The sequence below is a fragment of the Holdemania massiliensis AP2 genome (assembly GCF_000327285.1).
Taxonomy (GTDB): domain Bacteria; phylum Bacillota_I; class Bacilli_A; order Erysipelotrichales; family Erysipelotrichaceae; genus Holdemania; species Holdemania massiliensis.
This window is the reverse complement of record NZ_HE998567.1, coordinates 838,941-855,449: the sequence shown is the minus strand read 5'-3', so window position 1 is coordinate 855,449 and position 16,509 is coordinate 838,941. Positions and strand designations below refer to the sequence as shown.

The window sequence follows — 16,509 nt, the reverse complement described above, 5'->3', positions numbered from 1 at the left end:
AAAACGGCGGGAAGTGGCCGCAGCGTATCGAAGCGATTAGTAAAGGAGCGTTATGATCGGAAGAATAATCAGAATTATTTCCAACCAGTATCTGGTTGCGGACGAGGACGGACGGCGCGTGGAATGCGTGGCTATGGGCAAGGTTCGGCTGCAGGATAAGCCGCGCACCGGGGATTGGGTCGAATACACGGATTTCGGCGATCAAACCGGAATTGAGCGGATCCTTCCGCGTAAGAATTCCCTGATCCGTCCGCCGGTGGCCAATGTCGATCAAGCTTTGATCGTCATGTCTGCCAAAGATCCGGACTTTTCCTGCACGCTGGTGGACCGGATTCTGTTTCTGATTGTCAACGCTTCGATTCAGCCGGTCTTGTGCATTACCAAGATGGATTTGGTGCAGGCCCAGGATCCAGTCTATGCCTGGATTGAGGATTACCGCCGCAGCGGATATGAAGTCGTGCTGAGCGGCCGGGAAGAACTCGATGAAAATCTGGCCGGCGTTTTAAAGGACAAAGTTACGGTGCTGACCGGGCAGAGCGGCGTCGGCAAGTCTTCCTTATTAAATAAGCTGAATCCAGCCTTTCAGCTGCAGACCCAGGAAATTTCCAAAGCCCTGGGACGGGGCAAGCACACGACCCGGCATGTCGAGCTGCATGAGGTGGCCGGCGGCTGGGTAGCGGATACGCCAGGTTTTTCGTCGCTGGACTTCAGCCGCATGACGCCGACGGAACTGGCGCAGAGTGTTCCTGATTTTGCCCCTTATTTAGGCAAGTGCCGGTTCCGCGACTGCATTCATCAGAATGAACCGGGCTGCGCGATCAAGCAGGCGGTTGAGGCGCAGCAGGTTTCCCGCATTCGCTATGCGGATTATTTGGATTGTCTGACCCTCGTTCAGGGCCGAAAGGAGAAATATTGATGACGATCATATCCCCCTCAATTTTATCGCTGGATTTTACCCAGCTGAACACGCAGATGGAAGCGGTCAACGCTTCCCAAGCTCAGTGGCTGCATTACGATGTGATGGACGGCCATTTTGTCCCGAATCTGACCTTCGGCCCGGACATTCTCAAAGCCTTCCGCAAACTGACGGATTGTGAACTGGATGTGCATCTGATGATCACCGATCCAGAAACGTATGCGCCGGTTTTCATCGAGGCCGGAGCGCAGTGGCTCACCTTTCATTATGAAGCGATGGAAAATGCAGAGGCCTGCCGTAAGCTGGCGAAGCAGCTGCGGCAGTGGGGCGTAAAGCCGGGCATTTCGATCAAACCGAAAACCCCGGTGGAAGTCTTAAAGGATCTGTGGCAGGACTTTGATCTAGTTTTAGTGATGTCGGTGGAACCGGGCTTCGGCGGGCAGCAGTTTGATCCGTCCGCTTTGGAAAAAATCGCTCAGCTGCGGGCTTGGGCTCAGGCTGAAAACGTCGATCTGCGGATTGAGGTAGACGGCGGGATCAATGCCGAAACCGGAAAGCTGTGTAAGCAGGCTGGCGCAGATGTATTGGTTGCGGGCAGTTACATCTTTAAAAACAACATTGTGGACGCCGTTGATTCGCTATGTTAAAACCCTGTACTATTGTTTTGGGGATGGCGCAGAACTGTGATCAGGCGGAAGGCGATTTGATCGGTGCTGACCGCGGGGCGCTCGTATGTGCCAGACAACAACGGCGAATGGTGATGGCGATCGGGGATTTCGACTCAGTCAATGCGGAAGAAATGACAATGATCCGTCAGTATGCCGATCAAGTGGAAGTGCTTCCGGTAATGAAGGATGAAACCGACGCGCTCTCGGCGCTGCACTGGGCAAAGGAACAGGGGTATCAGCCGATCATTTTGACCGGCGGCCTCGGCGGAAGACAGGATCACCAGCTGGCGAATCTGCTTCTGGTCATGTATCAGGAAGTCCCGATTATCCTGCGTGAAAAAAACAATGAATTGTCTTGCCTGGAACCTGGACGGCATGTGTTTAAGGCCAATGCCGCTCGGTTTATTTCCTTTTTCGCGATTGAGCCGGCGGTGATTACGCTGGAAGGTTTTCTTTATCCGCTCGATCATTATTTCATGGATCGCGGCGATACGATCGGGATATCCAATGAAATTGTCGATCAGGAAGCGGTGGTGACGCTGGATCAGGGACGGATCCTGGTCGTTCGCTGCAACGACGCCAAGCTGAATTCCTGATTGAAGGATAGGAAAGGATAAGTCAATGAATAAAAACAAAAAGCCAACGTGCGTGTGTCTTGCGGGAATGCCGGCCAGCGGCAAAACGACGCTGGCGATTCAGTTAAGTCAGAAACTGGGAATCCCGATGTTTTCCAAAGATTCCATCAAAGAGGATCTTTTTGACCGTCTGGGTTTTCAAAGCCGGCAGGAAAAAGTTCAGCTGGGGCTGGCTGCGATGGATATTCTCTATTACGCGGCGCTGCAATGTTTAACGGCAGGACAATCGGTCATTCTGGAAAATAACTTTGAGGATCTTTCGCTGCCGGGCTTGCAGAGGCTGGCGAAAAAGACCGGCTGTCAGATGATCACAATCTTGTTCGACGGCGATACCCGAACCATTTATGAGCGGTTTGTCAAGCGGGATCAATCGTCTTCCCGACATCGGGGACATGTCGTTAACGACCGGTATCCGGCGGTGGAACCCTATCGGATTCCTGACCCAATCCGCTTCGCTGATTTTGAACAAAGCATTGAACAAGGCGGCTATCGTCGCTTTGCGATTGGAACGTTGATTCCCGTGGACTGTACGGATCCTTCCGCGATTTCCGTGGAAGCGCTGAGCCGTCAGCTGACTGAGTTGATGAACTCATGATGACGTTTGCTGCAGCAAGTAAAGATTGTCTTGACCGGCTGGTCAGGCTGAAGCGAAGGGTGTGGCAGGAAACCTACGCCGGAATTTATCCCGAATCCTGGCTGAGGGAGTTTGATGAAGCTGGGCATGCTGAAAAATTTCGTGAGGCGATCGCAGATCATGAATCTCAGGTCTGTCTTATTCTAGCCGATGGACAGGATGCGGGTTACTTTATTCTGGGAAAACCGAAGCATCCGATAATTGGCGTTGCCATGAGCGTGAATGCTCTTTATCTGACTTTCGATTTTCAGCATCAGGGTCTGGGTTCTCAGGTTTGGACGGAAATTCTGCGCCGGGCCAAAGTCGCGGGTCAAACGGTCATCGGCTGCCGTTGTAATGCCCATAACCACCGAGCTTTAGCTTTCTACAAACGAAGGGATGGGGAAGAAATCGCCCTGGACTTGGGGCATGCGGATCGTTCTCTCGATCAGATCGCTTTTCTTTTCCGTGTTCAATAAGAATAAGCGCGAATTCTTTCACCTCTATCGTTGGAAAGCGGAATCACTAAAAACAAGATTAACGGCAGTGGCGGAGAGAAATCGGTATTCACGACTGACATGAAGTCAATCAACGAAAGAGGAGATCGTACTCTGTTCAATGATCGAGCTTGGATTGAAATAATAAGTTCGCTTTGAGTGGGCAGCCATGGGCCGCCTTTTATTTTGGATTGGACTGGACTGGAAAAGCCGGCTTGTTCGTGCTACACTGATGCCTATCCAAAGGAGTTGACAACGATGAACTTAGCGAAAAAAATAAAGCGGTTGCGACAGGCGGCAGGTCTGACCCCAAAACAGCTGGCCGAGCAGTGTTCTGTGCCACGTTATCAAATATCACAATGGGAGAGCGGACAAGCGGTTCCGAGTGCTGATCAGCTGCATATCCTGGCGGATATTTTTAATGTTTCACCCGCTGAGTTTCAGGATACGGAAGTTTTTTTGAACAGTGAAGCCGCGGAGGAGATGCCTTCGTTAATCGAGATGAATCAAAAACGTCAATTTCGTCAACAGCGGCAGGGATGGATCGCGGCAGCAATTGTATGCCTGATCCTGGCGGCAGGCATTGGCACGCTGCAGCTTGTCAGCTGGATCATCGTTTATCCACGAGGTTGGGAATACATTGCGGATTGGATCAATCCTTTGCTTAATTTGATGCTGGTTGGCGCGCTGACCTTCAGCGGCAGCGTTTTTATTAAAAAAACTGCCCTGCGTAAAATCGGAGCGGGTGCTGCGCTGCTTCTGACCATTGGATTTAGCCTGCAGCTCCAACAGGCCCTTCAGCAGCATCCAACGACGATCAGTCTATCGGAAAACGGCCGTTTTTGGGTTGTGGTCAAACAAGATCGGAATTCCGGTGAAGCGTCTCTCTGCCGCAGCCGTTATCTTCTTTACCGCCGCGAGCAAGAAGCATTTCCTTATCCCGTTGAGGGAAAAATGAAGCTGCAGTGGCTGGCTGACGATGTTTGTACGATTACCTATCGAACAACCGATTACAGCGTCCATCAACAAATTGCAACTTTCGGCGACCGCGGCAATCCGATCAGCTATCATAACCCGATCTCCTCCATCAGCGGGGAATGGTCAGCTGCGGAAACCGCGGGGACAGAATGGAAGATCATGACGGACCGCGAGGGGATCCATCTGGAAAAGGATGGGTTGCAGGAAGATTATGCTTACAGTGACTGTGTGCCGTTCGGTACGCTCGCTCTGGCCCTATGCCGTGAGGGCCAGCCGCAGTGGAGTTTGGTATTGGGAGACGATGGGATTTTGAATGAACAGGATCTGTTTGTGGAAGGGCAGCTGATTCTGTGCCCGGTTGCGATGCAGCCGACCCAGCCGATGAACTTTGTGCGGAACGCTCCCCTGCCGGAAGTGAGTTTCTCAGAAAGTCCAGAATTCAGTGCTGAGGAAGCGGAGGTCATGTTGATTGAAGCGATGCGGCAGACGATCCAAACGGATCCGCAGCTGCAGCAGGAACTGCCGGAAGGAACGATGAAATTGCAGACTCGCAGCACCGATCCGGTGTGGTTGAGCTTATTGACACTGACGCAGCAGGCTGAGGCTTACCGTGTCAACGGCGTTGATGTGCGGATGAAAATCACCTCTGTGCAGCGGCTGGCGGGCACTGCGGAAGATCAATTGTTAGAAGTGAAGACTGCGGAATGGGCAGTTTCGCCGGGCAATCAAGGCGCAGGCCCGACGGGCGAAGCGTTTGCGATGACCTATCGAATCCGGCTGATGCAGGGACAGGAAGCGGTGCTGGCCGCAGTCATTCACACCCTGACTGACGGGACAACCGGCTTGAAACTAACGGAAGATGAACCAATTCTTCCAAAAAATGAACTATCCCATAGCTTTGTCAGCGGCGCTTATGATACGACCTATATGTATGTCAGCCGCCGCTCTCCAGCTCAGGCTCTGCAGTTTCTGCTGGAACAAGACTTTGCTGAGAAAACGGCAGTCATCAGCGAAGACGGGCAGCAGGCCCTTCTGGAAGAAAAAGGTAATCAAACTTTGTGGCTGCTTTACGATGGAATTAGCGAGGATCGGCAGAACTATCGTTTCTGGCTTGTCCGCTGCGAAGGGCCGGATTGGAAGCACAGCGACGGACAAATTTGGAGTGAGGGTGAATATACCGTGGCCATTCGCGAGAAAGCTTAGCCGAATTCTGTCAGACTGATCGACAATCAAAAAGAAAACAGCCCCAGGTGTTGAAAGCAATGAGCTTCCCGCCCCTGAGGCTGTTATTTTTGAATGCAAAGAAAAAAAGGAGCAGAACTCCTTTTTAATTAACCGTTTTTCTGCTGAGCCTTCAGTGTTTTTAAAGCACGGGCGGAAATACGGATTCGCTGTGGCTTACCATCAACCATCACTTTAACTTTTTGTAAATTAACGTTCCATTTGCGGCGGGATGCATGCATGGAATGAGAACGCTTATTTCCTGATAAGGCTTTTTTACCGGATACGGCACATACTCTAGACATTAACCGTAACCCCCCTTTCTGTCTTAATTTCGCTTGTAAACTATAACATGATCATCCAAAAAATGCAAGGCGTTATCGGAAAAAGGTGAGAAAGAAAAAGGATTTTTTTACAAGTAAGTTCAGGAAGGGCTGAAAACACCAATAATTTTATGAAATTCGGCAGCTTCCGTATGAAATTGACAACAATTTTACAACGCTGGGCACACAATGCGAATTGTTGGAAAAATTCTTTTGTTGAATACCGTTTTATGATATAGTATATATGTGTAGCTCAGGGGGTCGAAAAAGGCATGGACAAGCAGATTTTCGCGGCGCTGGATATAGCGGATCACGAAGTAAGATTGCTGGTAGGCGAGTTCTTCAACACTCGCTTTAATATAATCAAAGTCGAACGGGTTCCTGTGGCAGGTGTTCAGTTTCATCAGCTGAGTGAACCCAATGAGGTTGTCAAAGCGATTCGAAGGGCGGCGGAGAACGCTTCCCGAATGATCGGTGCTCGAATTGAACGTGTTTTGTTGTCGATTCCTTCTCGGGATATGATGCGCAAATCGCTGAAAATAACGGTGCCGGTTTCTTCTTTTGACCGCCGTGTTACCGTTCTCGATGTTCGGGAAGCGGTCAAAAATGCGATGAAAACCAAGATTGAAAACGGACTGGCATTAATCAGCGCTGTCTGCGTGCGGTATACCTGCAATGGAATATCGACGCGGCGGATGCCGATTGGCGAGCTGTGCGATGAGCTGACAGTGGATGTGGATCTGCTGTGCGCCAATCGCAAAATCGCGTTTGAATATGTCAACTGTGTGGAACAGGCGGGATTGGAAGTGCTGGATATCAGTCTGGACAGTTTCGCCATTGCCAAAGAAGCAGCTTTGTTTGAACAGACGATGGATCAGAATTTGATTTTGATTCGGTTGGAAGAACAGACGACGACGCTGTCGCTGCTGTCCAAAGGCAAGCTCGCCAGCTGTGAAATTATTGAACAAGGGATTGATCAGTGGAGCCAAGCGTTGGTTGAACGCTATGAGCTGCCTTTAGCGGAAGCGGTGCGGTTAGTGAAATACAACACGCGTTTGAATCAACGCCGGCCGCTGCAGACACCGATTTACATCTGGTCCAAGAATACAAAGACGTATACGCTGTCGGAAAAGGAACTTTGCGAAGCGATCCGCGAACCTCTGGAAAGCTGGATGAGTGAGATCGAACAGATGTGCCGGCCAATTCTTAAAGCCGGCAGGACGCAGGTTGTGATTGTCGGCGAAGGCGGTGAGCTGCAGGAAATTGCAGAGTATGTTCAGGATCATCTGAATGCTCCGACCAAGGTGTATTATCCGGAAACCTTGGGCGTGCGCGACAGTGCGTTGACGGCTTGTCTGGGTCTGTTCTATGCGTATAAGGATCAGCAGCCGCTGCTCAATACCGATCAGGTTGGTGTCAATGCTGCGCAGTTTGAAAAAGCCGTAACGATCGGCGGTCTGAAAAAAGAGAAAACCAGCGTCGACGATTCGATTACAAAACGATTAAAGGATATGCTTTTTGAAGCCAAACAGAAATAGGAAACGAGAGGATGAATGAAGATGGATTTAGAATACAATCAGGTTGCGAAAATTAAAGTCTTCGGCATCGGCGGCGCCGGCTGCAACGCCGTTAACCGCATGGTCGAGGAAGGCGTTCAGGGTGTTGAATTCTACGTTGCCAATACCGACATGCAGGATCTCAACAAATCCCCGGTTGAAAATAAAATTATACTGGGTCGGGAAACGACGCGGGGTTTAGGCGCGGGTGCCAATCCGGAAATGGGACGCAAGGCAGCGTTAGAAAATGAAGAAGAAATCCGCGAGGCGATGTCGGGTGCCGATATGGTCTTTATCACAGCCGGCATGGGCGGCGGCACAGGAACTGGCGCGTCTCCGTTGTTTGCGAAGATCGCCAAGGAAATGGGCGCGCTGACAGTTGGAATTGTCACCAAGCCGTTCTCCTTTGAAGGACCGCGGCGGATGGCTCAGGCCGAAGCCGGTTTAGGTCAGTTAAGTGAATTCATTGATTCTTTGATTATCGTTTCCAACAATCAGCTGCTTCAGGTCATCGGCCGCATTCCCTTTGTCGAAGCGTTTAAGGAAGCTGATAACGTCCTGCGTCAGGGCGTGCAGACGATCACTGATTTGATTGCGGTTCCGGCGATGATTAACTTGGATTTTGCGGATGTGCGTTCAGTCATGGAAGGTCAGGGCAGCGCCTTGATCGGCATCGGGATTTCGCAGGGTGACAACAAAGCTCAGGAAGCGGCCCAGAAAGCGATTCAGTCGCCGCTTTTGGAAGCGCAGATCAACGGGGCCAAAAAGGCCATCGTCAATGTTACCGGCGGCGCCAATATTTCCATCTATGATGCGAATGATGCCGTTGAATACATTCGCGAAGCGGCCGGCAATGATATCGATATCATCTTCGGCGTGGCGATCAATGAAAAGATCGGCGAATCGATCATTGTTACAGTGATCGCAACCGGGTTTGATCTGCCAAAGATTAAGGTGCCTTCTCAAGCGAAGCCGTCAGTGAAGGTCGCCAATAAGATCACTGAGGAAATCAAAAAGGAAACGGAAGAAGACGAGGAAGACAACAGCGGAATTCCGAGCTTCTTTCTTTCCCGGAAATAAACAGTCAGTAAGAGGGAGACGGAACCAGAAATTCCGTCTTTTTCTTTCCAACTGGTTGAAAGCGCTTCATCGTGGTAAAATAAAAGTGTAATGATCCGGAAGGAGGGATTCATCATGGATCTGGTGTTGCTGGATGCGGCGATTCTCGGCGACAGTTATGATGCAAGGCTTTGCCGGAAACGATTTATCCGCTACGTGCAGGACCATCCGCCGGTGTTAATTGCAGTCACGCAGGTCAATGAAGTCAATCAGGAAGTGTGGGACAGTCTGAAACAAGCCTGTTCTTTTGTCCGTTACTTTCTTGATGATCAGCATCCCAGCGAACAGCTTGAAGAATTGTCCGTGGCCTTGTCCGCAACCGGTCTGAAATGCGGGGATCAACAGATTCAGCCCGAGCCGGGAGCGGCGGCCTGGATTCAGACGGAGCGCGGCGTTCGCTGGCGGTATATCGTTCTGGACATGCTGAGTGATCCGTCCTTTGCGTATTACCATCATATGAAAACCTTCTCAGATCTGCATTCAGCGTACGTTTATATTCGAATCCGCAATGGAATTCATAAGATATTGAACTGATTTGATTAATTTAATTAATATGAAAATTCAATATTCTTAAAAATAACTTGAAATAATTTAAATAACATTTATAATAATCTCAGGAGGACACGAGGATGGCCAAAAAGATTAAAATTGTTGTGGAATCCGTTGAACAGAATGTGACGATTCCGGCAATCCCGCTGAGTGCTGCCGCCGCAATCTTAAAAGTGGTGCTTTGGGGATCACAGTATGTTCCGGCGCAGTCGCGTGATGAAACCGTACAGATCCTGCTGGACAATCGCGAAGCGATACTCCAGTTTGTTCAGACATCGGTGAAGGAATTAAAGGAATGTGAGCCGTTTCGGCTGGTGGAAGTGGAATCCGGACCGAATCGCGTGCTCATTGATATTTTAGGATAAGGAGGAAACACGATGCGAAATGAAGTTTTTGGGACATGCCCGGTCTGCGGCAATCAGCTGCTGGCAACGCGGTTAACCTGTACCCGCTGTCATACCGAGATTACGGGTGAGTTTGCCTTATCCCGGTTCAGCTATCTGAATCGCGATGAACTGCAGTTTGTCGAAACCTTTATTCGGGTTCAGGGCAATATCAAGGAAATGGAAAAAGAATTTAATATTTCCTATCCAACTGTGAAGAAAATGCTGGATTCCATCATCACCAAAATGGGGTTTACAGTCAAACGGGAAGAAGAATCACCTGCCCGGGCCGATGATGTGCTGACCCGTCTGCAGCAGGGTGAGATCAGCGCGGAAGAAGCGATTGCGCTGTTAAAAAAATAGGAGGAACAACATGAACTCCCGAGAAAAAATTATGGAAATGGTCAAAGATGGTACGCTGAGCGTGGAAGAAGGACTGCGGCTGCTGGATGCGATTGAAGAAAGCGAAAAGCGGGCGGAAAAACCGCAGAAATCCGCTGAACCTCAGGTTCGGCCGTTAATTTACAGCGCTCCTTCCCAGCCGAAAATGCTGCGGATTCAGGTCGAATCCGCGAACAATGACCGCGTTCGCGTCAATGTTCCGGTAGCGCTGATCCGGGCTGGATTGGATTTTACGAAGCAAATGGAACTGAGCGGCATGAATGTGGATCTTAAGGGTGTGGATCTGGATTTGATTCTGAAATTGGTGGAAGAAGGTCAGGTTGGCGAACTGGTTGACGTCGTTTCTGCGGAAGGCGATAAAGTCCGGATCGTTGTCGAATAGTCATTGAATTTTAAGGAAGCGCAGGCTTCCTTTTTGCTTGATTGTCCGTATAATTAAAGAAGAGGTGTTGTGTATGCTGAAAGAGAATTGCCGTCAGTTTCAGAAGTGCTGGCTGGGTTGGGCGGAAACCCAGATGGGCTGTTTCGTGCGAATCGGAACGCGGTTGGCAGAAGGGCTGAATGAAGGACGTCATGTCTTTGCGTTTGGGATCGGGGAAGACCATCTGTTTGCGGAAGAACTGACCGCCAGGCTGCAGGGACATGCGGAAGTCATCGGTTTGTTTCCGCAGGAATTGATGACGTATGATCGTCGGTATTCTGCGCTGATTCAGTGTCCGGAATATGCCAAAGTCTTGATTCAGGCCTGGGGGATTCAGCGGCATGATTTAGTTCTGACTTTTCACAGTCAGGATACGCCGCTGTATGCCGCGATGGAAAAACATTGCCGGCGTCTGGGAATCGAATGGCTTGCGCTGGAAGTCAGCCGACAGGATGGGAATCCAAATCTGTTTGCGGTGGAGCAGTCGTTTCTGCCGATGTTACAGACCTATGGTGCTCAGGCTGTCAATGCAGTCAGCTTCGCCGTTCAGGCTGGACTCGAACCCAGCGGTGTCGTGCATCAGCTCAATAAAGTGGTATTGGATATCCTTGAACAATTTGAACAGACGCAATTGGGATCGATTGAAAAGATCGCTCAGGAGTTAATGCGCAAACAAGGCCGGCTGATTGTCATGGGCAGCGGACATTCGCATATGCTGCAGGATTTAATGGCCGGGATTCACAACGATAAAATCATCCCGATCCTGGAAAGCGAGCTGATGATCTTTGATCCGGTGCAGAGCGGCTGGACGCAGAAGCAGCGGGATTATGCTCAGATGCTGATTGATAAATATAAAATACAGCCCCAGGATGTGTTTTTAATGCCGTCCAACACGGGAAAAAGCGTCATGAATGTGGAATTGGCCCGGTTGCTTTGGTCGAATAAGACGACCGTGGCGGTGATCACCAACATGAAGCAATCACCGGTGATCAAATCCGATCATCCCAGCGGCCGGCGTTTATTTGAAACCGCGGATATCGTGATTGATAACTGCTGCGTCAACAAGGATGCCTGCCTGGAGCTGGATGGCCAGCGGCGCTGTCCGCTTTCTTCCATGACAGTGCTGCTTAGCGGGGTGCTGTTAACCGCGCTGTTGGCGGAAAATGAGGAAGGGTAGGTTCATGAATCTGCTGCAGAAAAGCAGAAGGCAGGAGGCCAAGGATGACTTTAGATGAGAGTGATATTCTATTAAATTTAGGCGCGGAAGCGTATCAAACAGGAACACCGGAAGGCTTTAAAACAGCGGTAGCTTACTATCAGAAATAGGCAGCTCTGGGAAACAGTCAGGCGATGACCAATCTGGGATACTGTTATACTTATGGACGCGGGGTTCAAGTAGATCAAAAACGCGGGTTCCAATATTTTATTCAAGCCGCAAAATTAGGCAATTTTGAAGCCGTTATGAAAGTAGCGGATGCTTATCAAAAAGGCAAATTTGTAGAAAAAGATGAAATCAACGCGTATAAAATGTATTTAAAACTTTACCACCATTTACAGGAAATTGGAGAAATCGAAGAATATCCGGAAGTTTGTCTGCGTTTAGGTAACTGTGCTTACTCGGGTATGGGAACGAAGAAAGACATCCAGCAGGCGCGTACATATTTTGAAATGGCCGCGGCGTATTATCGGCAGCGGGAACATGTTTATTTTTACTATCCAAAACAGCGGAAACAAGCGGAAGAAATGATTCGGAAATGCGATCAAAAACTAGCCGCCGAGAACCAAGCCGACAGAAAAGCCTGAAAAGAGGTGATCGAGATGAAGTTTAATCACAACGGATTCAGCCGCAGAGCGATCCTGATGGCGATGGGTCTGATGCTGACAGCCTGTGCCCAAACCAATTCAGTTCAGCCGACCCCGGATCCTTCTTCTGATCCGCAGTCCATTAAATCAATGTTTACCGTTGAAATCACGCCGGCGGATGAAACTGGCTATGATATTACCCGGCCTTTAAGGCAAATTGAAATTACGAATCATACCGAACAGGCCCAGAAAATTGTTTCCTTTGCCTATAAAGTCAACATCGGAGGGGTGCGTGAAATTGAGATCGAACGCTGGATTGCGCCGAAGACCATGGAAACATTTCTCTTTGAAGGAGAAACCCGCACCGATAAGGATCCGATGGCCCGGCTCCGCTTTCAATCCGAAGACAGTGCAGAAGTAACCGAGGTGGATTGGGATACTGAGAAAAGGCAAAGCTTTATGCCAGAGAAGTCCGAGCGTGAGTTTCTGATTAACGATGGTTATACCGTCTTGGTCAGAGAGGAACAGGATGGCTATCAATTCGCGCTGCTGCCAGGAAAGGAAGCTTCATTTTGTGAAATCACGGCACCGTATTATGGCGGCACGTTGGAAGATCAGCTGCTTTCCGATCAATATCGTGATGGGGATCCGATTTTTTACAGTTTTCTTGATCTGGAACTTCCCTTGGAAGAAAAAGAGCGTTCCTACATTGATACTCTGATGCAGAAATATGGCGTGGATTACGCCTATCAGGAGGAATATGATGCAGCAGCTCTGATGCGGGATTATCAGAGGATGGAAAGCTTTGCTTTAAGTCCATCCGAGGATCCAGATCATCCCTATATCTTACTCTACTGCGATCCTGATTATTATCAGCTGACCGCTGAGCAGCTTCAGGAAGCAGAAACGCAGAAGCTCGATTGGCAGCAGCTCTGGCCGCAGCTGCAGAAAATTCGCGAGGATTATCATTCAGTTCATTTCCGAGGCTGGGATGAACTGTTAAGTGAAGCGCAGCGGCTGCAGCTCATAGCGCTGTGCGAGGAAAAGGAAATTGATGCTAGCTTCGAAGGGGAACCACCGCGAAATGAGATGGGAGCCGATAAGCCGGTGATCTATCTTTATCATGATACACCGCTTGATTTTACGCTGAAGCTTGGACAGGAACCGACGTTGAGCTATCCAGTTTATGACCAGGGCTGGACGGGTAGGGTGAGCGGTGATCAGCTGATCTTGCAGGGGCGCGATTATCCTTATCTGTATTATGAGGCAATGATTCCGGATCGTTTTGATCAGAACGAGGGTTTTGTTGTAGCGAGGGAAGATACAATTTCTTTTTTGGAAGAAAAGCTGGCATTGCTGGGGCTAAACTACCAGGAAAGCGCAGATTTCATTACTTATTGGCTGCCGATCCTGGCTCAGTCTCCGTATAACCAAATCCAGTTTCCTTCCGCTGTCTATGCTGATGGGATGCCGATGGATTGTGATCCGCAGCCGAATACGGTAATCCGGGTTTATATGGTATCTGAAGGGCTTGAAGAACCAATAGAAATTGAGCCACAGGTGCTGACGCCTGCGCCGGAACGAAAAGGTTTCACGCTGGTCGAGTGGGGCGGAAGCCGGCGCAATCCGAATTAATTTGTCAAAGAAGGAAAAAAGCCGGAGCTTACCGGCTTTTTTTGATGAGCTTTGCGTTCGATCCTGACGCGTCTTCCGTTCTATTCTTCTTCGGTTTTTGATATAGATGGGAATAGGTAAAGGAGATGTGCTATGCCCTATCGTCAAACTATACAGGAACTGGAAGCTGCAACACTGACCAATGCCCGCGAGGGACTGAGTGAAAAAGAAGCGGCCGCCCGGCTGCAGCGCTTCGGCGGCAATGAGCTGGAAAAGAAAAAAGAAGCATCTCTGCTGAAAAAAGTCGCGGAACAGTTCAATGATCCGATGATTTTAATTTTGATTCTCGGCGCGGTGATTTCCATTTTTCTGCATGAGGTGATGGATTCCGTCATCATTGTAGCGGTGATCACAATCAATGCCCTGATCGGTGTTTTCCAGGAATACCGGGCGGAAAAAGCGCTGCATGCCTTAGAAAAAATGACCGCGATGAAAGCCCTGGTCAAACGTGACGGTCAGCTGAAACAGATTGATGCGGCAGAGCTGGTGCTGGGCGATCTGGTCTTTCTGGAAGCCGGAAATTTTGTTCCGGCGGATCTGCGTCTGATTGAGACTGTACATCTGAAAGTCGAGGAATCCAGTCTGACCGGCGAATCCGTACCGGTGGACAAGGATGCTTCTGCCCGTTATCCTAAAGATCAGACGCTGCCGCTGGCCGATCAGAAAAATATGGCTTTTTCATCGACGATCGTTCTCGACGGCAACGCTGCGGGTCTGGTGGTGGCGACAGGGATGGACAGCGAGATCGGCAAAATTGCGAAACTGCTGCAGCATGAAGAAAAGCTGCTGACACCGCTGCAGCGGCGGCTGGCGGAACTGTCCAAAGTGCTGGGCGCCTTATCGGTCATTATCTGCGCTGCGATTTTTGTGATTGCGATCATTCAGAAACGCGATTTGTTTGAAATGCTGCTGACGTCGATTTCACTGGCTGTGGCCGCGATTCCAGAGGGGCTGCCGGCGGTGGTGACCATTTCGCTGGCCTTAGGCGTTCAGAAGATGAGCGATCATCACGCGATCGCCCGCAAGCTGCATGCCGTGGAAACACTAGGGCAGGTTTCGGTCATCTGCACGGATAAAACCGGAACGCTGACACAGAACCGCATGACCGTTGTCGCTTATTATCTCAATGGCAAAATTCAGTCCAGCTCGCAGAAAGTAACCGAGCGGCGCTTTAAGGAAGGCTTCTATTTGTGCTGCAATGCTAAGCTGGATGCGAGTGGGGCAATTGGTGATCCGACCGAGGTGGCGTTAATGCGCTGGGCTTTGGATAACGGCGTCGATACGGCGCAGATTGTCCGGCAGTTTCCGCGGGTAGGGGAAATCCCGTTTGATTCCAGACGCAAGCGGATGAGCACCGTGCATCAGACTGGACTGGAAAAAATCGTCTATGTCAAAGGCGCGCTTGAAAGCGTTCTGCCGCTGTGCACACATCTGTGGCAGGATGGCCGGCGGATGGAAATGACGGCCACTTTGCGGCGGCAGATTGAGGAAGCAGCTGCACAGATGGCTGGGGAAGCTTTGCGCGTCCTGGTTCTGGCAACACGTTCGGTCGCCTCGCTGGATGAAAATCAATTTGAAACCCGGCTGTGTTTTGTCGGGATGGCCGGCATGATCGATCCGCCGAAAGAAGGCGTCAAAGAAGCGATTGAGCTGGCGCATAAAGCCGGCATTGACGTGGTCATGATTACCGGCGATCATCCGGAAACCGCGCTGGCAATCGGCCGGAAGCTGGGCATTGCCCAGTCGCTTTCGCAGGTGCTGACTTCGGTTCAGATGCAGGATTTAAGCGATGATCAACTGGCCCAGGCATGTCAGCGCATCCGCATTGTGGCCCGTGCAACGCCGCAGGATAAGGTGCGGATTGTCAAAGCCTACCGGCTCGATGCGAAGATCGTCGCGATGACCGGCGATGGCGTAAACGATGCTCCGTCGCTCAAACAGGCGGATGTCGGCATCGCGATGGGCAGCGGCACCGAAGTTTCACGGCAGACGTCCGATCTGATTCTGGCGGATGATAACTTTGCGACGATCATCAACGCTGTTGAGGAAGGCCGCAACATTTATCTCAATATTCAAAAAGCGGTGCTGTATCTGCTTTCCTGCAATCTGGGTGAAATTACGACGCTGTTTCTGGCGATCGTCTTAATGCCGATCGCCCCGGCTCCGCTCTCGGCCATCCAGATTCTGTGGATCAATTTAGTCACCGATGCCTTTCCGGCACTCTCCCTAGCCGCGGAACCGCAGGATCCTTACATTATGGATCAGAAACCCCGTGATGCGCGGGAGAGTCTGTTCGCCAACGGCGGCTGGGCATTTATGGTGCTGAACGGACTGTATATCGGAACGATTTCGCTGGTTGCCTTCAAATATGGTTCCAGCTACGATGTCCGCACAGCCCATACGATGACGTTTATGGTGCTGTCCATTGCTCAGCTGTTTCACAGCCTGAATCTTCGCAGTCTCGATCATTCCATTTTTAAAGTTGGAATTTTCCGCAACAAGCTGTTGTTAGCGACATTTGTGATCGGCGTTGCCTTGCAGGTGATGGTTGTCAAACTGCCGGTATTCCAAATGATTTTAAAAACCGCGCCGTTGGATTGGGCCTGTTGGGGGATCGTCTTCGGTTTGTCCGCAAGTTTGATTCTGATCAATGAAATTTCCAAATTATTCAATCCCGTCAATCACCGCTCGCATGCAAACTCCCAGAACGATTAGTTCGGGAGTTTTTCAAAATTCTTACAAAAAAAGAAA

At 50.2% G+C, this 16,509-nt stretch carries 17 protein-coding genes; 16 read left to right on the top strand and 1 reads right to left on the bottom strand.

Annotated elements, in window-relative coordinates; genetic code table 11:
• The first annotated feature begins 52 nt into the window (after positions 1–52).
• The 6 genes from rsgA to BN162_RS04015 all read left to right on the top strand — a co-directional run bounded on the left by rsgA (position 53) and on the right by BN162_RS04015 (position 5,510).
• Positions 53–916: a ribosome small subunit-dependent GTPase A gene (gene rsgA, locus BN162_RS04040; protein WP_020223797.1), complete on the top strand. Its 864-nt coding sequence runs from the start codon at positions 53–55 to the stop codon at positions 914–916.
• Positions 916–1,563 carry a ribulose-phosphate 3-epimerase gene (gene rpe, locus BN162_RS04035; RefSeq protein WP_020223796.1) on the top strand — a complete coding sequence of 216 codons (648 nt, stop codon included), beginning with the start codon at positions 916–918 and terminating at the stop codon, positions 1,561–1,563. The genes rsgA and rpe overlap by 1 nt, the downstream gene beginning before the upstream one ends.
• Positions 1,557–2,180 carry a thiamine diphosphokinase gene (locus BN162_RS04030; RefSeq protein WP_020223795.1) on the top strand — a complete coding sequence of 208 codons (624 nt, stop codon included), beginning with the start codon at positions 1,557–1,559 and terminating at the stop codon, positions 2,178–2,180. Before rpe ends, BN162_RS04030 begins: the two co-directional genes overlap by 7 nt.
• Before the next feature lie 25 nt (positions 2,181–2,205).
• Positions 2,206–2,814: a P-loop nucleotide/nucleoside kinase family protein gene (locus BN162_RS04025; protein ID WP_020223794.1), complete on the top strand. Its 609-nt coding sequence runs from the start codon at positions 2,206–2,208 to the stop codon at positions 2,812–2,814.
• Positions 2,811–3,311 carry a GNAT family N-acetyltransferase gene (locus BN162_RS04020; RefSeq protein WP_020223793.1) on the top strand — a complete coding sequence of 167 codons (501 nt, stop codon included), beginning with the start codon at positions 2,811–2,813 and terminating at the stop codon, positions 3,309–3,311. Before BN162_RS04025 ends, BN162_RS04020 begins: the two co-directional genes overlap by 4 nt.
• Positions 3,312–3,587: 276 nt before the next feature.
• Positions 3,588–5,510, top strand: a complete 1,923-nt coding sequence (locus BN162_RS04015) for a helix-turn-helix domain-containing protein (RefSeq protein ID WP_020223792.1) — start codon at positions 3,588–3,590, stop codon at positions 5,508–5,510.
• A gap of 128 nt (positions 5,511–5,638) precedes the next feature.
• On the opposite strand, the gene rpmB is transcribed toward BN162_RS04015, so the two are convergent.
• Positions 5,639–5,833 carry a 50S ribosomal protein L28 gene (rpmB, locus tag BN162_RS04010; protein WP_040451142.1) on the bottom strand — a complete coding sequence of 65 codons (195 nt, stop codon included), beginning with the start codon at positions 5,831–5,833 and terminating at the stop codon, positions 5,639–5,641.
• Between the two features lie 290 nt (positions 5,834–6,123).
• Here rpmB and BN162_RS04005 point away from each other — a divergent pair, with 290 nt between their 5' ends.
• The 10 genes from BN162_RS04005 to BN162_RS03960 all read left to right on the top strand — a co-directional run bounded on the left by BN162_RS04005 (position 6,124) and on the right by BN162_RS03960 (position 16,473).
• A complete protein-coding gene (locus BN162_RS04005; protein ID WP_020223790.1) occupies positions 6,124–7,389 on the top strand; it encodes a cell division protein FtsA in 1,266 nt (421 codons plus the stop codon).
• 15 nt (positions 7,390–7,404) lie between these two features.
• Positions 7,405–8,487, top strand: a complete 1,083-nt coding sequence (ftsZ, locus tag BN162_RS04000; protein WP_040451141.1) for a cell division protein FtsZ — start codon at positions 7,405–7,407, stop codon at positions 8,485–8,487.
• Between the two features lie 114 nt (positions 8,488–8,601).
• Positions 8,602–9,060 carry a hypothetical protein gene (locus BN162_RS03995; protein WP_020223788.1) on the top strand — a complete coding sequence of 153 codons (459 nt, stop codon included), beginning with the start codon at positions 8,602–8,604 and terminating at the stop codon, positions 9,058–9,060.
• A gap of 95 nt (positions 9,061–9,155) precedes the next feature.
• Positions 9,156–9,440: a hypothetical protein gene (locus BN162_RS03990; protein WP_020223787.1), complete on the top strand. Its 285-nt coding sequence runs from the start codon at positions 9,156–9,158 to the stop codon at positions 9,438–9,440.
• A 12-nt stretch (positions 9,441–9,452) separates the two neighbouring features.
• Positions 9,453–9,821, top strand: coding sequence for a DUF2089 domain-containing protein (locus BN162_RS03985; RefSeq protein WP_020223786.1), 369 nt, complete (start codon positions 9,453–9,455; stop codon positions 9,819–9,821).
• Between the two features lie 10 nt (positions 9,822–9,831).
• On the top strand, positions 9,832–10,242 hold the full coding sequence (locus tag BN162_RS17700) for an SHOCT-like domain-containing protein (RefSeq protein WP_020223785.1): 411 nt from the start codon (positions 9,832–9,834) through the stop codon (positions 10,240–10,242).
• A gap of 73 nt (positions 10,243–10,315) precedes the next feature.
• Positions 10,316–11,458, top strand: a complete 1,143-nt coding sequence (locus tag BN162_RS03975) for an SIS domain-containing protein (RefSeq protein ID WP_020223784.1) — start codon at positions 10,316–10,318, stop codon at positions 11,456–11,458.
• A 173-nt stretch (positions 11,459–11,631) separates the two neighbouring features.
• Positions 11,632–12,084: a tetratricopeptide repeat protein gene (locus tag BN162_RS17695; RefSeq protein ID WP_020223782.1), complete on the top strand. Its 453-nt coding sequence runs from the start codon at positions 11,632–11,634 to the stop codon at positions 12,082–12,084.
• Between the two features lie 15 nt (positions 12,085–12,099).
• Positions 12,100–13,719 carry a hypothetical protein gene (locus BN162_RS17690; RefSeq protein ID WP_020223781.1) on the top strand — a complete coding sequence of 540 codons (1,620 nt, stop codon included), beginning with the start codon at positions 12,100–12,102 and terminating at the stop codon, positions 13,717–13,719.
• A gap of 132 nt (positions 13,720–13,851) precedes the next feature.
• Entirely contained in the window at positions 13,852–16,473 is a 2,622-nt protein-coding gene (locus BN162_RS03960; RefSeq protein WP_020223780.1) for a cation-translocating P-type ATPase, read from the top strand.
• Positions 16,474–16,509: the final 36 nt, after the last annotated feature.

What these genes read in the sequence shown, in the direction of transcription:
- BN162_RS04020 (WP_020223793.1), top strand. Translation starts at nt 2,811, where the DNA reads ATGATGACGTTTGCTGCAGCAAGTAAAGATTGTCTTGACCGGCTGGTC.
- BN162_RS04005 (WP_020223790.1), top strand. Translation starts at nt 6,124, where the DNA reads ATGGACAAGCAGATTTTCGCGGCGCTGGATATAGCGGATCACGAAGTA.
- ftsZ (WP_040451141.1), top strand. Translation starts at nt 7,405, where the DNA reads ATGAAGATGGATTTAGAATACAATCAGGTTGCGAAAATTAAAGTCTTC.
- BN162_RS04030 (WP_020223795.1), top strand. Translation starts at nt 1,557, where the DNA reads ATGTTAAAACCCTGTACTATTGTTTTGGGGATGGCGCAGAACTGTGAT.
- BN162_RS03975 (WP_020223784.1), top strand. Translation starts at nt 10,316, where the DNA reads ATGCTGAAAGAGAATTGCCGTCAGTTTCAGAAGTGCTGGCTGGGTTGG.
- rpe (WP_020223796.1), top strand. Translation starts at nt 916, where the DNA reads ATGACGATCATATCCCCCTCAATTTTATCGCTGGATTTTACCCAGCTG.
- BN162_RS17695 (WP_020223782.1), top strand. Translation starts at nt 11,632, where the DNA reads ATGACCAATCTGGGATACTGTTATACTTATGGACGCGGGGTTCAAGTA.
- BN162_RS03995 (WP_020223788.1), top strand. Translation starts at nt 8,602, where the DNA reads ATGGATCTGGTGTTGCTGGATGCGGCGATTCTCGGCGACAGTTATGAT.
- BN162_RS04015 (WP_020223792.1), top strand. Translation starts at nt 3,588, where the DNA reads ATGAACTTAGCGAAAAAAATAAAGCGGTTGCGACAGGCGGCAGGTCTG.
- BN162_RS03985 (WP_020223786.1), top strand. Translation starts at nt 9,453, where the DNA reads ATGCGAAATGAAGTTTTTGGGACATGCCCGGTCTGCGGCAATCAGCTG.
- rsgA (WP_020223797.1), top strand. Translation starts at nt 53, where the DNA reads ATGATCGGAAGAATAATCAGAATTATTTCCAACCAGTATCTGGTTGCG.
- BN162_RS17700 (WP_020223785.1), top strand. Translation starts at nt 9,832, where the DNA reads ATGAACTCCCGAGAAAAAATTATGGAAATGGTCAAAGATGGTACGCTG.
- BN162_RS03960 (WP_020223780.1), top strand. Translation starts at nt 13,852, where the DNA reads ATGCCCTATCGTCAAACTATACAGGAACTGGAAGCTGCAACACTGACC.
- rpmB (WP_040451142.1), bottom strand. Translation starts at nt 5,833, where the DNA reads ATGTCTAGAGTATGTGCCGTATCCGGTAAAAAAGCCTTATCAGGAAAT.
- BN162_RS17690 (WP_020223781.1), top strand. Translation starts at nt 12,100, where the DNA reads ATGAAGTTTAATCACAACGGATTCAGCCGCAGAGCGATCCTGATGGCG.
- BN162_RS04025 (WP_020223794.1), top strand. Translation starts at nt 2,206, where the DNA reads ATGAATAAAAACAAAAAGCCAACGTGCGTGTGTCTTGCGGGAATGCCG.
- BN162_RS03990 (WP_020223787.1), top strand. Translation starts at nt 9,156, where the DNA reads ATGGCCAAAAAGATTAAAATTGTTGTGGAATCCGTTGAACAGAATGTG.